Source organism: Caballeronia sp. (assembly GCF_028292365.1).
In the GTDB taxonomy this organism is placed as follows: domain Bacteria; phylum Pseudomonadota; class Gammaproteobacteria; order Burkholderiales; family Burkholderiaceae; genus Caballeronia.
The window spans coordinates 1-18,159 of the sequence record NZ_JAQGMM010000242.1 but is presented as its reverse complement, the minus strand read 5'-3'; the positions used below and the strand labels follow the sequence as shown (position 1 = coordinate 18,159).

The 18,159-nt window shown below is 59.8% G+C and carries 22 protein-coding genes; 12 read left to right on the top strand and 10 right to left on the bottom strand.

Annotated features, from left to right (window positions below):
- Window positions 1–74: 74 nt before the first annotated feature.
- Together JWR14_RS14975 and JWR14_RS14970 are read right to left on the bottom strand one after the other, a co-directional pair.
- Window positions 75–278 (bottom strand): hypothetical protein, encoded by a 204-nt coding sequence (locus JWR14_RS14975; RefSeq protein WP_299708007.1) that lies wholly within the window; start codon window positions 276–278, stop codon window positions 75–77.
- Window positions 279–775: 497 nt separating this feature from the next.
- Window positions 776–1,252: a DUF3331 domain-containing protein gene (locus tag JWR14_RS14970; RefSeq protein WP_299708005.1), complete on the bottom strand. Its 477-nt coding sequence runs from the start codon at window positions 1,250–1,252 to the stop codon at window positions 776–778.
- A gap of 346 nt (window positions 1,253–1,598) precedes the next feature.
- On the opposite strand from JWR14_RS14970, the gene JWR14_RS14965 reads away from it, so the two are divergent.
- The gene (locus JWR14_RS14965; protein ID WP_299708002.1) at window positions 1,599–2,084 is read left to right on the top strand and encodes an RcnB family protein; all 486 of its coding nucleotides are present in this window, start codon (window positions 1,599–1,601) and stop codon (window positions 2,082–2,084) included.
- 171 nt (window positions 2,085–2,255) lie between these two features.
- Here JWR14_RS14965 and JWR14_RS14960 read toward each other — a convergent pair whose 3' ends face one another.
- Window positions 2,256–2,840, bottom strand: coding sequence for a TetR/AcrR family transcriptional regulator (locus tag JWR14_RS14960; RefSeq protein ID WP_299708000.1), 585 nt, complete (start codon window positions 2,838–2,840; stop codon window positions 2,256–2,258).
- Between the two features lie 140 nt (window positions 2,841–2,980).
- Here JWR14_RS14960 and JWR14_RS14955 point away from each other — a divergent pair, with 140 nt between their 5' ends.
- Complete coding sequence (locus tag JWR14_RS14955; RefSeq protein ID WP_299707998.1) at window positions 2,981–3,448, top strand: nuclear transport factor 2 family protein; 468 nt, start codon at window positions 2,981–2,983, stop codon at window positions 3,446–3,448.
- A 90-nt stretch (window positions 3,449–3,538) separates the two neighbouring features.
- On the opposite strand, the gene JWR14_RS14950 is transcribed toward JWR14_RS14955, so the two are convergent.
- Window positions 3,539–4,570 carry a transporter gene (locus JWR14_RS14950; RefSeq protein ID WP_299707996.1) on the bottom strand — a complete coding sequence of 344 codons (1,032 nt, stop codon included), beginning with the start codon at window positions 4,568–4,570 and terminating at the stop codon, window positions 3,539–3,541.
- Window positions 4,571–4,808: 238 nt separating this feature from the next.
- Here JWR14_RS14950 and JWR14_RS14945 point away from each other — a divergent pair, with 238 nt between their 5' ends.
- The 3 genes from JWR14_RS14945 to JWR14_RS14935 all read left to right on the top strand — a co-directional run bounded on the left by JWR14_RS14945 (window position 4,809) and on the right by JWR14_RS14935 (window position 6,374).
- A complete protein-coding gene (locus tag JWR14_RS14945; RefSeq protein WP_299707994.1) occupies window positions 4,809–5,141 on the top strand; it encodes a hypothetical protein in 333 nt (110 codons plus the stop codon).
- Window positions 5,142–5,320: 179 nt separating this feature from the next.
- The gene (locus JWR14_RS14940; RefSeq protein WP_299707992.1) at window positions 5,321–5,758 is read left to right on the top strand and encodes a response regulator; all 438 of its coding nucleotides are present in this window, start codon (window positions 5,321–5,323) and stop codon (window positions 5,756–5,758) included.
- Window positions 5,759–6,107: 349 nt separating this feature from the next.
- The gene (locus JWR14_RS14935) at window positions 6,108–6,374 is read left to right on the top strand and encodes a hypothetical protein (RefSeq protein ID WP_299707990.1); all 267 of its coding nucleotides are present in this window, start codon (window positions 6,108–6,110) and stop codon (window positions 6,372–6,374) included.
- A 167-nt stretch (window positions 6,375–6,541) separates the two neighbouring features.
- On the opposite strand, the gene JWR14_RS14930 is transcribed toward JWR14_RS14935, so the two are convergent.
- Window positions 6,542–7,504: a chemotaxis protein gene (locus tag JWR14_RS14930; RefSeq protein ID WP_299707988.1), complete on the bottom strand. Its 963-nt coding sequence runs from the start codon at window positions 7,502–7,504 to the stop codon at window positions 6,542–6,544.
- Between the two features lie 413 nt (window positions 7,505–7,917).
- On the opposite strand from JWR14_RS14930, the gene JWR14_RS14925 reads away from it, so the two are divergent.
- From JWR14_RS14925 to JWR14_RS14910, 4 genes are all read left to right on the top strand, one after another.
- Window positions 7,918–8,358, top strand: a complete 441-nt coding sequence (locus tag JWR14_RS14925) for a CBS domain-containing protein (RefSeq protein WP_299707986.1) — start codon at window positions 7,918–7,920, stop codon at window positions 8,356–8,358.
- A gap of 373 nt (window positions 8,359–8,731) precedes the next feature.
- Window positions 8,732–9,676, top strand: a complete 945-nt coding sequence (locus JWR14_RS14920) for a diacylglycerol kinase family protein (protein ID WP_299708031.1) — start codon at window positions 8,732–8,734, stop codon at window positions 9,674–9,676.
- Window positions 9,673–10,518 carry a metallophosphoesterase family protein gene (locus JWR14_RS14915; RefSeq protein ID WP_299707984.1) on the top strand — a complete coding sequence of 282 codons (846 nt, stop codon included), beginning with the start codon at window positions 9,673–9,675 and terminating at the stop codon, window positions 10,516–10,518. Before JWR14_RS14920 ends, JWR14_RS14915 begins: the two co-directional genes overlap by 4 nt.
- A complete protein-coding gene (locus tag JWR14_RS14910; protein ID WP_299707982.1) occupies window positions 10,515–11,375 on the top strand; it encodes a phosphatase PAP2 family protein in 861 nt (286 codons plus the stop codon). The genes JWR14_RS14915 and JWR14_RS14910 overlap by 4 nt, the downstream gene beginning before the upstream one ends.
- On the opposite strand, the gene JWR14_RS14905 is transcribed toward JWR14_RS14910, so the two are convergent.
- The gene (locus JWR14_RS14905; protein WP_299707980.1) at window positions 11,366–11,764 is read right to left on the bottom strand and encodes a PPC domain-containing DNA-binding protein; all 399 of its coding nucleotides are present in this window, start codon (window positions 11,762–11,764) and stop codon (window positions 11,366–11,368) included. The genes JWR14_RS14910 and JWR14_RS14905 overlap by 10 nt on opposite strands.
- Before the next feature lie 97 nt (window positions 11,765–11,861).
- Between JWR14_RS14905 and JWR14_RS14900 the strand changes: the two genes are divergently transcribed.
- Window positions 11,862–12,251, top strand: a complete 390-nt coding sequence (locus tag JWR14_RS14900) for an MAPEG family protein (RefSeq protein WP_299707978.1) — start codon at window positions 11,862–11,864, stop codon at window positions 12,249–12,251.
- Between the two features lie 21 nt (window positions 12,252–12,272).
- Window positions 12,273–12,947, top strand: coding sequence for a dienelactone hydrolase family protein (locus tag JWR14_RS14895; protein ID WP_299707976.1), 675 nt, complete (start codon window positions 12,273–12,275; stop codon window positions 12,945–12,947).
- Window positions 12,948–12,949: 2 nt separating this feature from the next.
- On the opposite strand, the gene JWR14_RS14890 is transcribed toward JWR14_RS14895, so the two are convergent.
- The 4 genes from JWR14_RS14890 to JWR14_RS14875 all read right to left on the bottom strand — a co-directional run bounded on the left by JWR14_RS14890 (window position 12,950) and on the right by JWR14_RS14875 (window position 16,413).
- The gene (locus JWR14_RS14890) at window positions 12,950–13,915 is read right to left on the bottom strand and encodes a nucleoside hydrolase (protein ID WP_299707974.1); all 966 of its coding nucleotides are present in this window, start codon (window positions 13,913–13,915) and stop codon (window positions 12,950–12,952) included.
- Window positions 13,912–14,301, bottom strand: a complete 390-nt coding sequence (locus JWR14_RS14885; protein WP_299707972.1) for a cytidine deaminase — start codon at window positions 14,299–14,301, stop codon at window positions 13,912–13,914. The genes JWR14_RS14890 and JWR14_RS14885 overlap by 4 nt, the downstream gene beginning before the upstream one ends.
- A 10-nt stretch (window positions 14,302–14,311) precedes the next feature.
- Window positions 14,312–15,589 (bottom strand): NupC/NupG family nucleoside CNT transporter, encoded by a 1,278-nt coding sequence (locus tag JWR14_RS14880; protein ID WP_299707970.1) that lies wholly within the window; start codon window positions 15,587–15,589, stop codon window positions 14,312–14,314.
- A gap of 140 nt (window positions 15,590–15,729) precedes the next feature.
- Window positions 15,730–16,413 (bottom strand): HAD family hydrolase, encoded by a 684-nt coding sequence (locus JWR14_RS14875; protein WP_299707967.1) that lies wholly within the window; start codon window positions 16,411–16,413, stop codon window positions 15,730–15,732.
- A 218-nt stretch (window positions 16,414–16,631) separates the two neighbouring features.
- Here JWR14_RS14875 and JWR14_RS14870 point away from each other — a divergent pair.
- Window positions 16,632–18,159 (top strand): Na/Pi cotransporter family protein (locus JWR14_RS14870; protein ID WP_299707965.1); only part of this gene is annotated, 1,528 nt, incomplete at its 3' end.

The window sequence follows — 18,159 nt, the reverse complement described above, 5'->3', positions numbered from 1 at the left end:
AACCGGAACAACGTAAAAGCGGAACAAAAAAAACGGCGCTCTCATTTCTGAGGCGCCGCTTTTCATGCTTCTGTTTATAGGTTGGCCCTGACTGCGTCTCGGACGGCGTCCATCATGCCGCCGTAGTTCAGCGGGATGTCGAGTGAATCACCATAGACGTCCTGATCCGCTTGTACACGCACTTCTTGCGATTCGCGGCGTGCCGGCGATTCGTAAGCTGTGTCACCTGAACGAATAGTGTCTCTGGCTTCGACGCGCTGCGCTTGATAACTCTTCACGATGAACTCCTTGCAGTGATGGAGCGGCGGGAGACTGCGATCCTACGGAACTGCCATGACAGATTGACGACGCTCGATGCTTCCAGGTGCACAACTGGAACGGGGGCGGACCGCTTGCCCCTGGCCGTGTTGCGCACCCTGCAATGAAAGCGCGGCTCTACAGTTTAATGGCGTTGCGAAGCGGGATTCGTACTTCTGGCTTATGGAACGATGCCGGCACTATCAGCAATGCAGCGCGGCTTTGGGCTTGAAACTTGCAATTAACGCAAGCGTTTGCGAGGGGCCGGGAGAGACGCTGGCGCAGCCAGCCGATGTCTGGAAAGGCTGTCTGGAACAGTAGGGAGCCGCACTTATCCGCGTGCGCATTGCCGTCAATTGAAACAGTTAAAGCTGTTTCTCAGAATCGGCGTGTTTGCTCTATTCGTTCCACATGGCGCAAAGCGCGACCGCATGATGCGGTCGTGCTTTCAGGCCATTCAACTGAACCGGCGACGCTTTCAGGCGTGCTGGTCCTGCAAATCGGCATCGCTGGTCTCGTCATGTGGCATGGAAGCCGCAAGAATCATCGCCGATGCGTTCTGTGGCTTCGGATCGCGCTGTGACGGCCGGTACACCGAGTCGCCTCGATGAATGGGTGCACCGGTCAGTGCGCAGGCACCGTCTGACGTGGCCGTGGTCACACGCCATCCCTGGTATCCGTAGTGGCAAGTTCCCGCGTCGGACCAATATACGATCGCGGTCGCGCTGCTCGGCCGTTCGATCACGCGCACGACGGCCTCGGGAAACGGTCTCGACGATTGCGGCGATGGCGACGCGACGCGCGGATGATCACGCTCCCACGCTCGCGTGAGCCGCTCTAAAAACGGGTGCGCGGCCTTTTGCTGCGGGGCAGGTGCTGCCGCGCGGTTGTGGGTCGCTGTCAATGAGCGGACCGTTTGCAGCCACGGGTCCGCGCTTCTCGCTAACGCTGTCATGGTTCGTTCCTGGCATGGTTCATGGTCGAACTTACGCAATCAGCCTGCTCGGATAAATACCATTAAGGTGAATACACTGTCTTGTTAGCGCGAATAATCACAACAACGCGTTATGCAATAAGGCTTTGCCCGATATTGCGGTGCGGCGCAAACGCTGTTCACGCTTCATTGAACGTTTTAATGAGGGCGATAGCGTCCTGTTTTAGCGAGAGCCTTGCATGCGGGACAACGCCGGCCTCGTTGTTTTGTATGGATTGCGTAAGGTGTCAAGTTTCGCCCCAAGCGGTGGAACGCCGCTTGCGTGGCCCATACTCGGTACATACTTAAAACGTTGAACGAGGTGTTCGTGAAGAAAAGTCATATTGTTGCTGCGGTACTGTTTACAAGCTTGGGCCTGACGGCCACGGCGTTTGCCCAAAACGGCCCTGGGCCTGGTGAAGGCCATCAAGGCGGGCCGCAAGAGCGTTCGGGTGGTCCCGCCATGCAAGGCCATAACAATGGTGGTCATCAGGATCAAAACCACGGCCCGCAAGGCGGCCCCGGTGCACAAAACCACAACAATGGCCGTCCGCCTGTGCCAATGCATGCGGACAACGGTCCGGAGCGCGGCGGCCCTGGCGGCGCACGCGGAGAAGGACCGCATGACTGGCATCGCGGCGACCGCTTGCCGAACGACTATCGTGATCGCCAGTACGTGGTCGACGATTATCGCGGCTATGGTTTGCAGCAGCCCCCACGCGGTTACCACTGGGTGGGTGTGAACGGTGATTACGTGCTAGCCGCAGTCGCGACCGGTGTGATCGCGCAGATCGTGCTGAGCAACGGGCACTAAGCGCTTACTTCTCCCTTACTTCCCGCTTACTTGCCGCTTAGCCGGGTAACGCCCGGGTAGCGAACCTGACCGAGAGTCAGGTTCGTCTACATAAAACAAGGCCGGTCCAAACTCGCGTTTTGGACCGGCCTTGTTTTATGTGCGATGCGTGAATTCCGCCGCAGCGTTGCGCTACCCCTTGGCAGTATCGGTGATTGCTTTCACTACGCGCGCCAGCGATTTCAACGCCAGGTCAGGCGATTCTTCAAACTGCGCGCCCACTATGGCGCCATCAACGGCCATGGCCAACGCCCGCGCGTCGGCTTTCGCGGTTCTCGACGATGCCGGCAGCAGCGTCCTGATAACCGCTGCCATATCGAGCTTGTGGCGTCGTGAGATATCGACCGCTTCGGGCAAGGTCTCGCCCACTTCCACCACCGCGTTGATGAACGCACAGCCGCGATACGCATCGCTCTCGAACCATTCCGCCAGCGCCGGGACCAACGCATCCGCGTCAGCGCCATGGCGCTTCACGGCGTCTTCGAACCACATCATCCAGTTACGGTGCCTATACTCCAGGAACGCGACAATCAGATCGTTTTTCGCCGGATAGTAGCGATAAAACGTCTTCTTCGCGACGCCCGATTCCGCGATCACACGATCGATTCCGGTCGCACGAATGCCGTCCCGATAGAACAGCGCGTGAGCCGTCACGAGAATGCGCTGGGCGGGCGGGAGGTCGCTCGAAAGCTCTGTATTTGATGATTGATTGTTCATATCGGCTGATTGTAGACAGGTCTGTCTCCCTGCGCTAGAGTGAGAAGGTAGACAGACCTGTCTACTTCCGGATAAGCTTACCGCTAGCCGCCATATCGTCAGTCAATGCCGATCAACCCTCCAGATCAAAAGGAAGCGCCATGGAAAGCAAACCGCCGTTCCCGCCATTCGATGCCGATACCGCCCGGCAAAAGGTCCGTCTCGCGGAAGACGGCTGGAATTCACGTGACCCAAAGCGGGTCGCGCTCGCCTATAGCGAAGACACGCGCTGGCGCAACCGCGCAGAATTTGTGTCGGGACGTGCTGAGGTGGAGGCATTCCTCACGCGCAAGTGGGCGCGTGAACTGGATTACCGGTTGATCAAGGAGTTGTGGGCGTTCACCGGATCACGGATCGCGGTGCGTTTCGCTTACGAGTGGCACGATGATTCCAAAAACTGGTTCCGCAGTTACGGCAACGAGAACTGGGAGTTCAACGAAGCCGGCTTGATGACGCACCGGCATGCGTGCATCAACGACTTGCCGATCAAGGAGTCTGAGCGCAAATATCATTGGCCGCTGGGTCGCCGTCCCGACGACCATCCTGGCTTGAGCGACCTGGGTTTCTGATTGAGGCGTGGCCGGCGCAGCGTGGCTGTCCGTCTCCTGCCAGGTCTTTAGTGCTTGTGAAGACCGATGCATCGATCCACTGCCGGCCTTTTACCGGCCGCGTCGCCGGTAAAAGGTCCACCATCCCGCCAGCACGGTGAAGGTTGCAACGATCGCCACCATCACCCAGAAACCGTGCTTGTTTTCGGCGAGCGGTACGCCACCCACGTTCATGCCGAAAATCCCCGCGACTATGTTGATCGGCAGCGCCAGCACGGTGACCAGCGTCAGCGTGAACAGCGTGCGGTTGCTTTGCTCGTCCATGCGTGCGGCGATCTCTTCCTGCAGCAGCTTGATGCGTTCGACCAGTCCGGCCAGATCGCCCAGCACCAGCGAAAATTCCTCGGTGGCATCACGCAGGTCCTGAAGGTCGAGCGTCTCCAGCCAGCGAGGCGGCCGCGCCAGCAGCCGGAAAATCGACCCCGGTTCAGGCGCGAGCAAACGCTGCAACCTGACCAGCACGCGTCGCGACGCGCCGAGTTCCGAGCGAGTGGCGGGGGACCGCATCGAAAGGAAACGGTCTTCTATCTGGTCGATATCAATGCTAGTTTTTCGGACGATTTGTACCAGCAGGTCCGCCTGGTCGCGCAATAGATGAATAAGCAGTTCGGCTGTCGACCGGAAGACCTCGCCGTTGCGTACACATTCCCGCAGGGTATCGATGGAGCGCAGCGGTTTCAGCCGCGCGGTGATGAGCAGTTTTTCGCGCGTGTAGACCCATAACGTGGCGATTTCGGAGGGCGTTACGTCGAAGTTGAACATCACGTCGTTGATGACGGCGAGCAGCGCGCCCTCCTGATGTTCTATTCGCGTCGAATGCGAGCCGTCGCGCAGGTTCTCGAAGAAGGCGTCGGGCAGGTCGAGATGCGTGCGCATCCAGCGTTCGCTTGCGCTGTTCGCGAGGTCGAAGTGCAGCCAGACGAAGTCGCCCGAAGCGCGCTCGGCGCTGGATTGCGCCAGCCAATCGAGCGCACCGCCGGAGTCGATGGGCACGCCGGCCACGTCCTGCGCGAAACGAAAGCCGCACACGATGCCGGAGAAATCGGAGGCGTAGGGTAGGGCGTTGGTTCGTAATTCAGTCATCGAGATTCAGTCAGGGTGATCGTCATTGGCAGCGGCAATTGATAAGTCATTCGGCCTTCGATTGTCCCTGCCGCGCATTTCGAATCAAGCAACGTTCACCGGATTTGCGTTATTGTTGGGCAAATGCCGCGTGACACAGAAAGTACTTATGGTTGTCACGCCCTATGGGTAGACTCGCGCGGTGCAAGAGGGCCGTCGGGCGCAGCCCGACCCTTTTCGCGTCATCGGGGAAACACAAATGGAAGATCGCGTCGAGCAGGACGAACCTACGCAAACCACGGCAGATGGACTGACGCGGCTCGCGACGAGCATCGTCGAATTGCTGGGCGAGCAAGCCATCGACAGCCGTCTGGGAGCCAAATTGCTCAAACGTCTGGAAAAAGAAGCGAAGCAGGTGGAGGAGTTCGGGCCGCAACCACTGAACAAGGCTCAAAAACGCAGTTTGCGTGACGCGCTGGACGGACTTGAACACGCGGTGCGTCAGGTCGACGCAAATCTGTTGGTGTCGGCAAACGCAAAACTACGCTCCACGGACGAATCTTCCAGCAAAAAGGCCAAGACCAAATCCTGAAGCCGGGGCTCGCCGGCGCGTCGTGAAACCTGAATGGCGCCGGTTTTAAGCCCGTCTGGCTTTATCGGACAAGAGTTTTGGCGGATTTTTCATTACATCGACACAAACCGCTCGCGGCAGATCGGCAGCTTGGCGCGGAAAATGCTGCGTTTGCTGCACATGCATAAATCTGAGCGGTCATGGTTTCAGTCTCCTCTACTTCAAGCTGCGTGTTATGGACCGATCGGAACGTCGATGCGGACGCCGAACGCTGGCGAATCCTGGTCGTCGACGACAATGCGGCAAGCGCCGAAGGCCTTGCCGCGGCGCTGAGCGCGGACGGTTGTGATGCGCGTTATGTGCTGAGCGGCGTTGACGCGCTGCAGGCTATTGACGGCTGGGTGCCGCACGTCGTGATACTCGACATCAGCATGCCGGAGCACGATGGCTTCGCGACTGCACGTGTTCTTCGCAGGATTTCTCCGACTCGAAATGCTGGAATCATTGCATTTACGGCGCTCGGCGAGGATTACGTGCGCTCAAAAGGACTGCACGCAGGGTTCGACGGTTATTGTCAGAAGGGCAATGCGCCAGGTGTCCTGGTCGATCTGATCAGCCGGCTAGTCCAGGTTCACTGAACAGCGCTCGCTGAGTGTTCAACCAGGCGTTCAACTGGGTGCTCGAAACCGTACCCATCGAAATTTTTTCGGTTTTCGATGGGTTTCGAGAGATCCAGACCCTAAAAATCTTACTTACCTCAACTTTCCGGTGAGCCTTTTCCAGGCTCGCTCGCGTCCGTTTTTTGCGCTCCGAACCTTCTCCGATTATTGGCGTATCCCGAAAAGTGTATTGAAGTTTATGGGGATAAAAATCCGATAGTAGGGGTATACACTGCATTTCATCGACGAAGCAGCCACCGAAACAAAGTTTGACCGCTGCGACGCCTTTCTGAACCAGTCGAAAGTCCAACGTATATCGGAGCTCACCATGAAAAAGAATCTTCTCGCATCGTTACTCATCGCCGCCACTGCTTCTATCGCTGTTCCGGCATTTGCCAGCGGCTACGGTCCGGCACCTTCGTATCGCCCGTCGGTTGGCGCTCCGGTTTCGCAACAAGGCATGAACACGCAAACTATCGCTGCACAAAACAACGCTGAATCGAATTCCTACGGTGGCGCACGCAGCTCGGTGACGCAATCGGGTTCGAGCCACGAACGTACGAGCAACGCGCAATCTGTTTTCTTCGGTCAGTAATTCGGTAGTTTTCAGGCTCCTACGCGCACGGCCGGCACTACGGATGCCGTCGTGATCGCGCCAAGCTTGACGGCTGGATAGGACAGAAATACAGAAATGCACAAACGCCCGCTGAACGAAAGTTCAGCGGGCGTTTGTGTTTGTGAGTGTCCGTGCGGAATGACCGTTCAGGTGCCTGTCATCTTGAGCGCATCGCGCATCACCGCCGCCAGTTCTCCCGCGGCAAACTTGGCCACATAGGCGTTCGCGCCTACCTTGCGCACGTGCTCCTCGTTCGCTGACCCGGACAATGACGAGTGGATCACGACCGGAATGGCCTGCATGCCGGCGTTCGCCTTGATACGGCGCGTCAGCGTGAATCCGTCCATTTCCGGCATTTCGAGGTCGGTCAGGACGAGCGCGATTTCGTCCGCGGCACACCGGCCATGTTTTTCCGCCTTGCTCTGCAAGTCTTCCAGTACGTTCCACGCTTCCTGGCCGCTCTTGGTCATGATGAACTGCACGCCCATCGCGGTCAGGCTTTGTTCGATCAGGCTGCGCGCGACGCCGGAGTCGTCGGCGGCCAGCACCTTGGTACCCGGTTTCAGGATGATCCGGCCAGTGCTCGACTCATTGATCTCCACTTCCGTCGACGGCAGCACGTCGCGCAAGATCTGTTCGACGTCGAGTACTTGCGCGAGCCGGGAGCCGTCCACGTTGCCGTCGAGGCGCGCGAAACTGGTCACCGTCCGCCCGCTCGAATGCGATTCCGCAGACAAAACCTGATTCCACTCCAGCCGCACGATGTCATCGACTTCCTCGACGGCAAAACCTTGTGTCGTGCGCGCGAATTCGGTGACGAGCAGGATCTTGAGACCGTTCTTCGGTTGGCAGCCCGTGACCTGCGCCAAATCGATCACCGGGATGATCTGGCCGCGGATATCGGCTACGCCAAGAATCTCCGGGTTTGCGCCAGCGACCACGGTGATCGGCGGCATCGCGAGGATCTCGCGCACCTTGAACACGTTGATGCCATATAGCTCGCGTTGTTCGGAGTCCGGCGCTTCGCCCAGGCGAAACAGGAGCAGTTCGAACATGTTGTTGCCCGCGAGCCGAACCCGCTGTTCGATGTCGTGTTGTGAACTGCTCAAGGTGGTTCTCCTGATCGATTTATGCCGTGCTTCTAAATAGCCGGTTCTTGATTAGCGGCGCGGTGGGGGGAAACTGAAGCACTTTTCGATGCTTTGTGACGGGACCGTTTCACGCCAGTCCGGTCGCGCGTGCGGCTGCATCGGGATAGACCCTTGAACGCATAAAAAGCAGTGTTTTCCAGCGTTCACGGAGCAGGTCTCTGGCCTATACTTTTTTAATGGGCTGGGTAATATGGATGTAAGGCGCCGGATGTGAAGCGTTGGATGCAAGACGCGGGATGCAAGACGATTAATCCAACGCAGCGGGTTTCTGCAGACTCGTGAAACGCGTCGTGCGATCCGGATGCCAGTTGTCCACCCATGTGAAACGCCCGCCAGCCGGCAGGCGTCGCGCGGTTCAACGGAGGCGTTCGATGGCAACAGTCGCACAAGTTCTTAATTCAAAACCCGATCACACCATCTTCACGATCGCCGACACGGCATCGGTCTACGAGGCTATCGCCATGATGGCGGAGAAGCACATTGGCGCGTTGATCGTGACCCATGGCGAAGCGATCGTCGGCATCATGACCGAGCGTGACTATGCCCGCAAAGTCGTGCTGATGGACCGTGTTTCACGACAGACTCCGGTGCGCGAAATCATGACATCGCAAGTGCGCTTCGTGCGTCCAGACCAGACCACGGACGACTGCATGGCCCTGATGACCGAGCGTCGCATGCGGCATTTGCCAGTGATCGATGGCGAGAAGCTGGTCGGCATGATTTCGATCGGTGATCTGGTGAAAAATATCATGTCCGAGCAGGAACTCACCATTCACCAGCTTGAGGGATACATACGAGGCGAGCACATGTAGCTTGCCCGGGAGGGACGCAGCGCGGCGTGAAGACGCCGCGCTGCGTTTTTATTGCTGGTGTAATGTTGTTACCGCTGCGTACGCATCGTGCTGACGCAGGTCGTGTTATTTTGCGCAGTCCGCCTTCCTTCCTTTCCGTCAAGACCCGCTGCGGCGGTTTCGTTCGGTCAATCTAGTTGTAAGCTAATTGTTATAATTCTCGGGTGCCGCGCATCGGCCTGATCGCATGGGGCTGACATTCACGCGCCTGTTCCCTCGCCGAGTTGCGCTCGGCCCTGACCTTAGAGGAGCGCCGTTCATGACGCCCCCCGAACTTTCCAGGCCTTCGGTTGCGGATTCCCCCCACCCCAACCCCAACTCTGCGCCGCGCGTCATGGCTGCGGACGCCCCGTTTATTATCGTGATGAACGCGGGTTCGGGGCGCAAGCAAAGCGATGAAACGCGCGCTGCGCTCGACGATATCCTCGGACGGGCTGGGCGCAAGTTCGAGCTTCGCGTGGTCGCCGATCCTTCCCAACTCGCCGATACCGCTCGCCAGGCGGTACGCGATGCGAAAGCGCAAAACGCCGTGGTGGTGGGTGCGGGCGGCGACGGCACGCTGTGTGCCGTGGCGCAGGCGGTCCTCGGCAGCGGTTGTGCGTTCGCGGTGCTGCCGCGTGGCACGTTCAACTACTTCAGCCGCGACCATGGCATTCCCGCCGACCCAACAAAGTCCGTTGCTCTCCTGCTCAACGCGCGAGCGTTTCCGGTCCAGGTCGGATTCGTGAACGAGCGCATGTTTCTCGTCAACGCGAGTCTCGGTTTGTACCCGAAGCTGCTGGAAGACCGGGAGATCTACAAGCGGCAGTTTGGCCGCAGCCGGCTGATCGCACTGTGGTCCGCAGCCGTGACGCTGCTACGCCCGCATCGTCATTTGCGTCTTCACATCCAGCACGATGGCACAATGCATGAGGTCCGGACATCCACGCTTTTTGTCGGCAACAATCGCTTGCAGCTTGAACAGATCGGCATCGCAGAGGCACCGCAACTGGAACGCGGCTTGCTCGTTGCGATTGCGCCGCGGGCAATCGGACGCCTCGCGCAACTCGGCCTCACGCTGCGGGGCGCGGCAGGCCGGATGAGCGACGCAGACAACGTGATCAGTTTCGCGTTCAAGCGCATCACGGTGACGCATCCGTCCAAACGTCACCGACCCGTCAAGGTCGCGACCGATGGCGAGATAAACTGGATCACTATGCCGCTCGAATTTCGCGTTGCCCCGGAGCCGCTGTTCCTGCTCAAGCCCGAGGCCGACGTCGCCAATGCCAATCGCTCATGACCCTGTTGCTCCAGATTTCTGATCCGCATTTTGGCACCGAACAACCGCTGGTCGTGGCAGCGTTGCTGCGTCTCGCTAATACGCTGCAGCCCGATCTCGTTGTCATGTCCGGCGATATCACGCAGCGCGCCAGACGCGCACAATTCAGTGCAGCGCGGGCGTTCGTCGATACGTTGGGTAAAACGCCCTTGGTTATCGTGCCGGGCAATCACGACATCCCGCTGTATAACCTCTTCGCGCGCATTGCCCATCCGTATGCCAATTACCAGCGCGTGTTCGGAGACGATCTCGACCCCGTGTTCGAATCGGCCGAGCTCATGGTGATCGGTGTGAATACGACACGCGCGTATCGTCGTAAGGATGGCGAAATATCTGCGCAGCAAGTGGAGCGCGTGGTGTGCCGCCTCGACCATGCGACGCCGCGTCAACTGCGGGTTGTCGTCACGCATCAGCCTGTGGTGGCGGCGCGTGCCAACGACATCAGGAATCTGTTGCACGGCCGCGAACATGCGCTTGAACGCTGGTCGCAAGCGGGCGTGGACCTGATCCTGGGCGGCCATATCCATCTCCCGTATGTATCGCCGCTGCACGTGGCGTATAAGGACTTGCCGCGTCGGATGTGGGCGGTACAGGCGGGAACCTCGTTGTCTTCACGCGTGCGTGGGAAGGTGCCCAATTCGGTCAACGTGATTGACTACGATGGATCTACTAAAGGCGCGCGCCGTGTAGTTGTTACGCGCTGGGATTTCAATCGGGTGATCGCATCGTTTGAACCGGATATGCAACACCAACTCGACCTGGATAACGAGTCGCTCATGACTCCATTAGCGACGCTTTTATGAAACAGATCGATGGGCAGTACATCGGCTTGTTTGAAGTAGCGCACGTAGCCGGTGAGCACGCACTGATGGTGTTTGCGGTGTCCCTGATTCTCGCGATGGTCGTGGTACTCAGTGTGTGGCAACTCGTTCAACGTTACGGTTTCCCGCGGGAAAACGGCGGCTTGTCGCCCAAGGTCCTGCTGATCGTGCATTTGACGGTGAGCTTCGCGATCATCGTCGGTGCGGCTGCCTTGTTCGCTGCGATCGCGGATGAGATCGGCGCAGGCGAGACACTCGGCCGCTTGGACCAAGCTTTCGCCGACGGCATAGCGAGCGCTGTTCCCATCGGTGTGATCCGCGCGTTCGCACTGGTCACCCATCTGGGCGACACATGGGTTCTTGCTGTCTGGTGCGTGCTCGGCGCAGCCATCCTGACGGTACGGCGACGGTACGCACTCGCGATTGGCTTTACGCTCGCGATAGTCGGCAACGGCCTGCTCAACAGCATCATCAAACACATTTTCGAACGCGTACGGCCCGTGCATGACCAATCAATCGCCACCGCCGCCGGATGGAGTTTCCCGAGCGGCCATTCATCGGGGTCACTTGTCACCTACGGCATCATTGCGTATGTGCTCGTGCGGGTCTTACCGGACGGCTGGCGTTTGCCAACGATCATCGTGGCTACGTTCATCGCGGTCACCACGGCGAGCAGCCGTGTATTCCTGCGCGTGCATTTCGCGAGCGACGTGCTGGCGGGCTTTGCACTGGGAACGTTCTGGCTGGTGGCATGTATCTTGAGCATCGAGCTGACACGCAGGTATTGGCCGAGGCCGAGGCCGAGGTCCGGGCCGAGCTCGCCGCAGCGTCAGTCCTGAGGGTGTATCGACAGTTCGGGAAAGCCGGTACCCGGATCCAGGTCGCGTGAGAAGCGCACGCCCTCCAGGCAAACAATCAGGATTTCCGCCGTCGTCCGCACAATGCATCCGGGGGATACATGGCCGCCGACCACGCGGCCTTCGGCATTCGAGACGGCCATGTGAAGATGTGCGCCGTCGGCGGAAAGCGAGCCGGCCAGCGTCAGGATTTCGAGGTCACCGTCAAGCCGTGTTGGCTCGTCGAGGCCCGCGTAACGCAGGTTCGCCACGCTCAGGCTGCCGATTCCCTGCATCACGAACGCGGCTTCCATGTGTTGGTCTCGCGCGATTGCCTCGAGCGCGGCACGCAGGTCGTCGCCGGGAACCAGACGCACAGGAAGTGTTTGCATAAGTTACGCCCAAGGCTACGCAGTGCTTCAATGATGGCATGATGATTCCGGTTTCGCACAACGCCTCCAATCAAACTAATTCAAACCGATATTTCCCATGACAACCGAACTTCATATCCTTGCCTGGACGCTTGTGCTTGCCCTCATTCAGGTGCTGCTGCCGTCGGTGGTGCGCAGCCGCGAGACCGGGCTGGGACATAACGGCGGACCGCGCGACCAGCCGGGGCCACCCGTCGGTAAGGTGACTGGTCGTCTGATGCGCGCCCAGAACAACCTGTTCGAGACCTTGCCCGTGTTCGCCATCGCCATCTTTATCGCACACCTGGCCGGCCGCGAAGGCACGCTGACGCTTTATGGCGCGTGGTTGTATATCGTCGCGCGCGTGGTCTACCTGCCTTTGTATGCGGCAGGGATTCCGTTCCTGCGCTCGCTCGTATGGATGGTCTCGCTTGTCGGCATCATTCTTGTTCTTGTCCCTATCATCTGATCTGAAACTGGAGTCCAGTCAATGACCGCTTTGCTCACCACCATCGACGTGGAAACTGCGCCGAATCCCGAGTTCGCCGTGATCCTGATGCACGGCCTGGGCGCCGACGCCAACGACTTCATCCCGCTGGTGCCCGAGCTGCGCCTGGGTGATTTGCCCGCCGTGCGTTTCGTCTTTCCGAACGCTACCGAAATGCCGGTTACTGGCAACAACGGTTATGTGATGCGGGCGTGGTACGACATTTTGTCGTTCGAAGGCGTGAACCGCCGGGTCGATGAAGCCGGCCTGAAGGCGTCGTGTGAACGGATTCGCGAACTGATCGCGCGGGAGAACGAGCGTGGCATTCCGACCTCGAAGATCTTCCTCGCCGGGTTTTCGCAAGGTGGGGCAATGACCTACACGGCGGGGCTCACCCATCCCGAGAAACTGGCGGGACTTGTCGTGCTGTCTGGTTACGTGCCGTCACCCGGTTTGATTGATGCGTCGTTCAGCGAGGCGAATCGCGATACGCCGATCTTCGCCGCACATGGCACGCAAGACCCGGTGCTGCCCGTTGAACTGGCCATTCAAGGCCGAGATTTCGCGCTCGAGCACGGTTGCAAGCTGGAATGGCATACCTACCCGATGCAGCATTCAGTCTGTGCCGACGAAGTCGAAGCCTTGCGCGTGTGGTTAGGCGCAAGGCTCTCCGGTTAAAGTTAAAGTGCCTTGAACAAGGTGTTTTTATACAACTCGAGCATGCCCGCTGCATCCACGCCGATGCAAACCGACTGCGCCGGACGGTCGTCCCAGTCCGGCGCGGGAACGCGCATGGTCGATGGTTTCTGTATCGTCTGACCGGTCGCGATGCCATTGGTCAGCACCCGCACAGGACCCTGGCGCACCGTATAAAGATGCGGAGCCAGCACGTACGCCACCGCCGATGAATCATGGACATAGATGCCTTCGAGTCCGGCGCTGTCATGATGGAACTGCGCGTAATGCCTTGATACGTCCCACACGAAACGACCGGCCTCACCCGCGCCATCGCGAATCGATGCCAGCCATTGATTCGGCATGATCGTGTTTTGCGTGACGTCCAGGCCAACGAGCGTGACTGGCCACGCTGCGCCAACTACAAGATCTGCCGCATCGGGGTCGCCCAGGATGTTGGCTTCGGCCGCCGGCGATACGTTGCCGAGCACGCCGGCTGTACCAAACGCACCGCCCATGATGACAACCTGCTTCACCAGCCCGGCAATGTCCGGGGCGGCTTGCAGTGCGTGCGCAAGATTCGTCAATGGGCCGACCGCGATCAGCGTCACTTCACCGGGAAAGGCGCGAACCGTATCGATCATGAACTGATGCGCGGGACGCGGATCGAGCGTTGTGTCAGCGGGCTGGTTCAGCTCGATATTGCCAAGTCCGTTGTCGCCGTGAATCCAGCCGAGCGGTGCAGGCGGTGCGCGATGCAACGGCGCCGCCGCGCCGCGTGCCACCGGCACGCCGGGTGCAAAACGCGAGCGCAGGTAGAGCGCGTTGGCCGTGGTCGTTTCTATGGTCGCGTTGCCGAACACGCTCGTGATTCCAAGGAGCTCGATCTCGGGATGCAGCGCCTGGAACACCAGCGCCATGGCGTCGTCGACACCCGGGTCGGTGTCGTAGATGACTCTATGCATGGTCATAGGTAGAACGCGTCGGGGAGCTGTTCGCGGGCAGTGGTGTCGCGGATCGCGCCGTTGAGGTTGCCAAGGCGAATGGTCAGCTCGGGGCCGCCCAGTTCGATGATCACCTGACGGCATGCGCCGCAGGGCGCAATAGGCCCGTCTGTGTCGCCGATCACGGCGAGCGCTGCGAATTGGTCGCGGGTGTAGCCTGCGGCAATTGCGCTGAAAAACGCGGTACGTTCCGCGCAATTGCACAATCCGTACGATGCATTCTCGACATTGCAGCCATCGAATACGGCGCCATCTTTGGCGAGCAAGGCTGCGCCGACCTTGAACCTGGAATAGGGTGCGTAAGCGCGCTCGCGGGCGTTCTTCGCGCGTTCCAGCAACTCGTCCATGGTCATGATTTTCTCCTCAGTTCAGCGTCAGGAACATGCCCGCGATCGTCGCGCTCATCAGGTTCGAGAGTGTGGCGGCGAGCACGACGCGCAGGCCGTAGCGTGCCACTTCCGCGCGCCGCTCCGGCGCAACCGCGCTGAAGCCGCCGGTAAGCACCGCAATCGACGAAAAGTTCGCGAAGCCGCACAGCGCGAAAGACAAGATCGCTATGGTACGCGGATCAAGCACCTGCAATCCAGCCGCGGCGACGCTGGCGGAGTCCTTCAAATACGGAGACAGTGACGCGTACGCCACGAACTCGTTGAGAATGAGTTTCTGACCAAGGAAGTTGCCGGCGAGCGCGGCCTGATCCCAAGGCACACCGATCAGGTACGCGAGCGGTGCGAACACGGCGCCGAGCACGGATTGCATCGATACATTGGGGTCGCCGAACCATCCCCCTATACCGCCCACAATCCCGTTGAGCAACGCGATCAGGCTGACGAACGCAATCAGCATGGCGCCGACCATGACCGCGATCTTCAGGCCGACAGTTGCGCCGGAGCTGGCCGCTTCGATCACGTTCGCCGGGCGTTTTTCGTCGAAGTTGAGGTTTTCGAGGGTGACGCGGCTGGCTTCGCTCGTGGGGTGGATGATCTTGGCGAATAGCAGTCCGCCGGGCACGGCCATGAACGACGCCGCGAGCAGGTATTCGACCTTCACGCCGAGACCTGCATAACCCGCGAGCACCGAGCCCGCGACTGCCGCCATGCCGCTCGACATGACGGCGAACAATTCCGCGCTGGTCATGTCGCGCGCGAATGGCTTGACGACTGCGGGCATTTCGCTTTGGCCGAGGAAGATGGTGGTGACGGCCGAGAACGATTCAATCTTCGAGACCCCGAGCAGCTTCTGGAAGATCGTGCCGAGCACGATCACGATCCAGCGCATGATGCCGAGGTAATAGAGCACCGAGATCAACGCGGTCACGAAAATAATGGCGGGCAGCACGCGAACGGCGAAGACGAAACCGCCGTTGCCGAACAGTTCGAACATCTTTGACTGGACGAGGCCGCCAAACAGGAATTCGATGCCTGCATTGCCGTAGCCGAGTACATGATCGACGCCCGCTGCCGCAGCGGAGAGCACGCTCTTGCCGAAGGGCACGAACAGGATGAGGGCGCCAATGCCGACCTGCGCCAGCAGGGCAGGCACGATGGTGCGCAGGCGAATGCCGCGTCGATTGGTGGAGAAGATGAAAGCGATGAGCAGCAGTACGGCGATGCCAAGCAGATTGCGCGCGATCAGGGCCATGTCTCGTTTATATGTTTATCAGAGGAATGGGCGGATGCTACGCCATGTGAAGCGTTTAGAGAATAGGGCGGGATGGGACGGAAACTCGTGTACGCGGTGTCTGCGGGAACTCGCCTTGAAGCCCCGGAGCGGACAAGAACCTACGCGAATAGCTCAATGACCGGCCAGTCGCGCTCGGCTGCAATCACCCGCAATTTCGCATCGGGATTCGTTGCAACCGGATGCGTGACACGCTCCATCAGCGGGACGTCGTTGACGGAATCACTATAGAAATAGCTTGCTTCGAAATCGGCCAGTTTCAGCCCTTGGGAAGCCAGCCATTGCTCGGTGCGAACAATCTTGCCTTCGCGGAAAGTCACCACACCCACCGAGCGCCCGGTGTAACGTCCGAGCGGGTCATCGCCTTCTGTGCCCAGATCGATTGCCAGCAGATGTTCAACGCCAAGCGCCTTCGCAATGGGCGCGGTGATGAACACATTGGTCGCGGTAACGATGCAGCACAAGTGCCCCGCGTCAAGATGACGGCGCAGCAGCGCAAGCGCTTCAGGACGGATAGCCGGTTCGATCACCGTCTTCATGAATGCCGCATGCCACGCGTCAAGCTGCGCTCGCGGATGACGCGCGAGCGGCGCGAGCGTCAGGCCCAGATACTCGTCCATGTTGAGCGTGCCGGCGACGTATTGCTGATAGTACGCGTCGATTTCCTCCGCGTGGTCGGCACTCCCCTCGAAACCCAGCGTGGCGTAGAAGCGTGCCCACGACTGATCGCTATCCAGCGGTAGCAATGTGTGATCCAGATCGAACAACGCCAGAGTACGACTCATCCGTATAGCCCTTGATTGCAGGTAAAAAGCGGGTAAATAGCGGGTCAGCAGCGGGTAAAAAGCACACCAGACCACGCCACCCGGCGCAGGTTACCCAAGCCGATTCGATCCTAGCTTTAAATACCCAAAAGTACAACAATGCAAAATTGTACAACTCATTTGCGTGGCATCATGACACGAATGGCGGTACAGTCGGAACGAACAATGGACGTAGCCACATGTTGATCCTCTTGAATATTTTGTCGGGCGTGGCGTTGCTGGTGTGGGGCACGCATATTGTCCGGACCGGCATCCTGCGCGTCTTCGGCGCTGAATTGCGGCGCGTGCTGGGGCGCAGCGCGAACAGCCGCTTCCGGGCGTTCGGCGCGGGCTTGTGCGTAACAAGCCTGGTCCAGAGCAGCAACGCGACCGCGGTGCTGGCTTCGTCGTTTGCGGCGCAAGGCCTGTTGCCGCTCGCACCGGGACTGGCGATCATGCTCGGCGCAGATGTTGGCACCGCTTTGATGTCGCGTGTGCTCACGCTCGATCTCTCATGGCTGTCGCCCATCCTGCTGCTCGGCGGCGTGATCGCGTTCCTGTCGTTCAAACAGACTCGCACGGGCCAGGTAGGGCGCACGGTTATCGGGCTGGGGCTGATCCTGCTGGCGCTGCACCTGATTGTGGAGGCCGCGCAGCCCGTGATGCAGGGCGAGGGCGTGAAGGTGATGTTCGGCGCGCTGACGGGTGACTCCATGCTCGACACGCTGGTAGGCGCGGCCTTCGCCATGATCTCCTACTCCAGTCTTGCAGCAGTCCTGCTGACTGCGACGCTGGCGTCCTCGGGCGTGATTTCGCTGAAGGTGGCGGTGTGCCTCGTCATCGGCGCTAACCTGGGTAGTGGGCTCCTGGCCGTGATCGGCACGCTGGGACAAAACCCCGCCGGCCGCCGTCTCGCGCTCGGTAATGTGCTGTTCAAGCTGGCCGGCGCGTTGATCGTGCTACCGTTCGCCCCGTGGATTGCGCAAGGTATTGGCGCGTTGATCCCGTATCCGCGCGAGGCAGTGATCACATTTCATCTGCTCTACAACCTCGTGCGCTGCGTGGCGTGCATGCCGCTGATCGATCCGGTCTCGCGCCTGTGTAACCGGCTGCTGCCGGACCGGCCCGAAGAAAACCCGGAACTGCGGCCGCTGTATCTTGATCCTGTTGCGCTCTCCACGCCCACGCTCGCGTTGGCGAACGCTGCACGCGAAGCGCTGCGGATTGGCGACATCATCCGTACCATGCTCGACAACCTGCTCGACCTGATGCGAGCCAACGACCCGGTCAAGGCGCGCTCGACCATCCGCATGGACGACGACGTCGATCAGCTCTATGCGGCGGTGAAGACCTATCTGGCGCGCATCTCGCGTGAGCAGCTTGACGAGGCGGATAGCCGCCGCTGGACCGACATCATCACGTTGACGATCAACCTCGAGCATGCGGGGGACATCATCGAGCGCGTGGTGACCAACATTCTGGAGAAGAAGATTACGCACCGGCTCGCGTTTTCGCCCGAGGGTCTGGGCGTACTGGCGGACCTGCATTCACGCGTGAGCCTGACCTGGCCACTCGGCCTGAGCGGAGTTCTCAACAGTGACTCGCGCAGCGCCGCGCGCTTGCTGGCCGAGAAGGAACGGTTCCGTGATCTCGAGCGCAGTTATTCGTATGCGCACCTGGACCGGCTAGCCGGGCAGAGCGCGCGCAGCATTGAGACCAGTGCGTTGC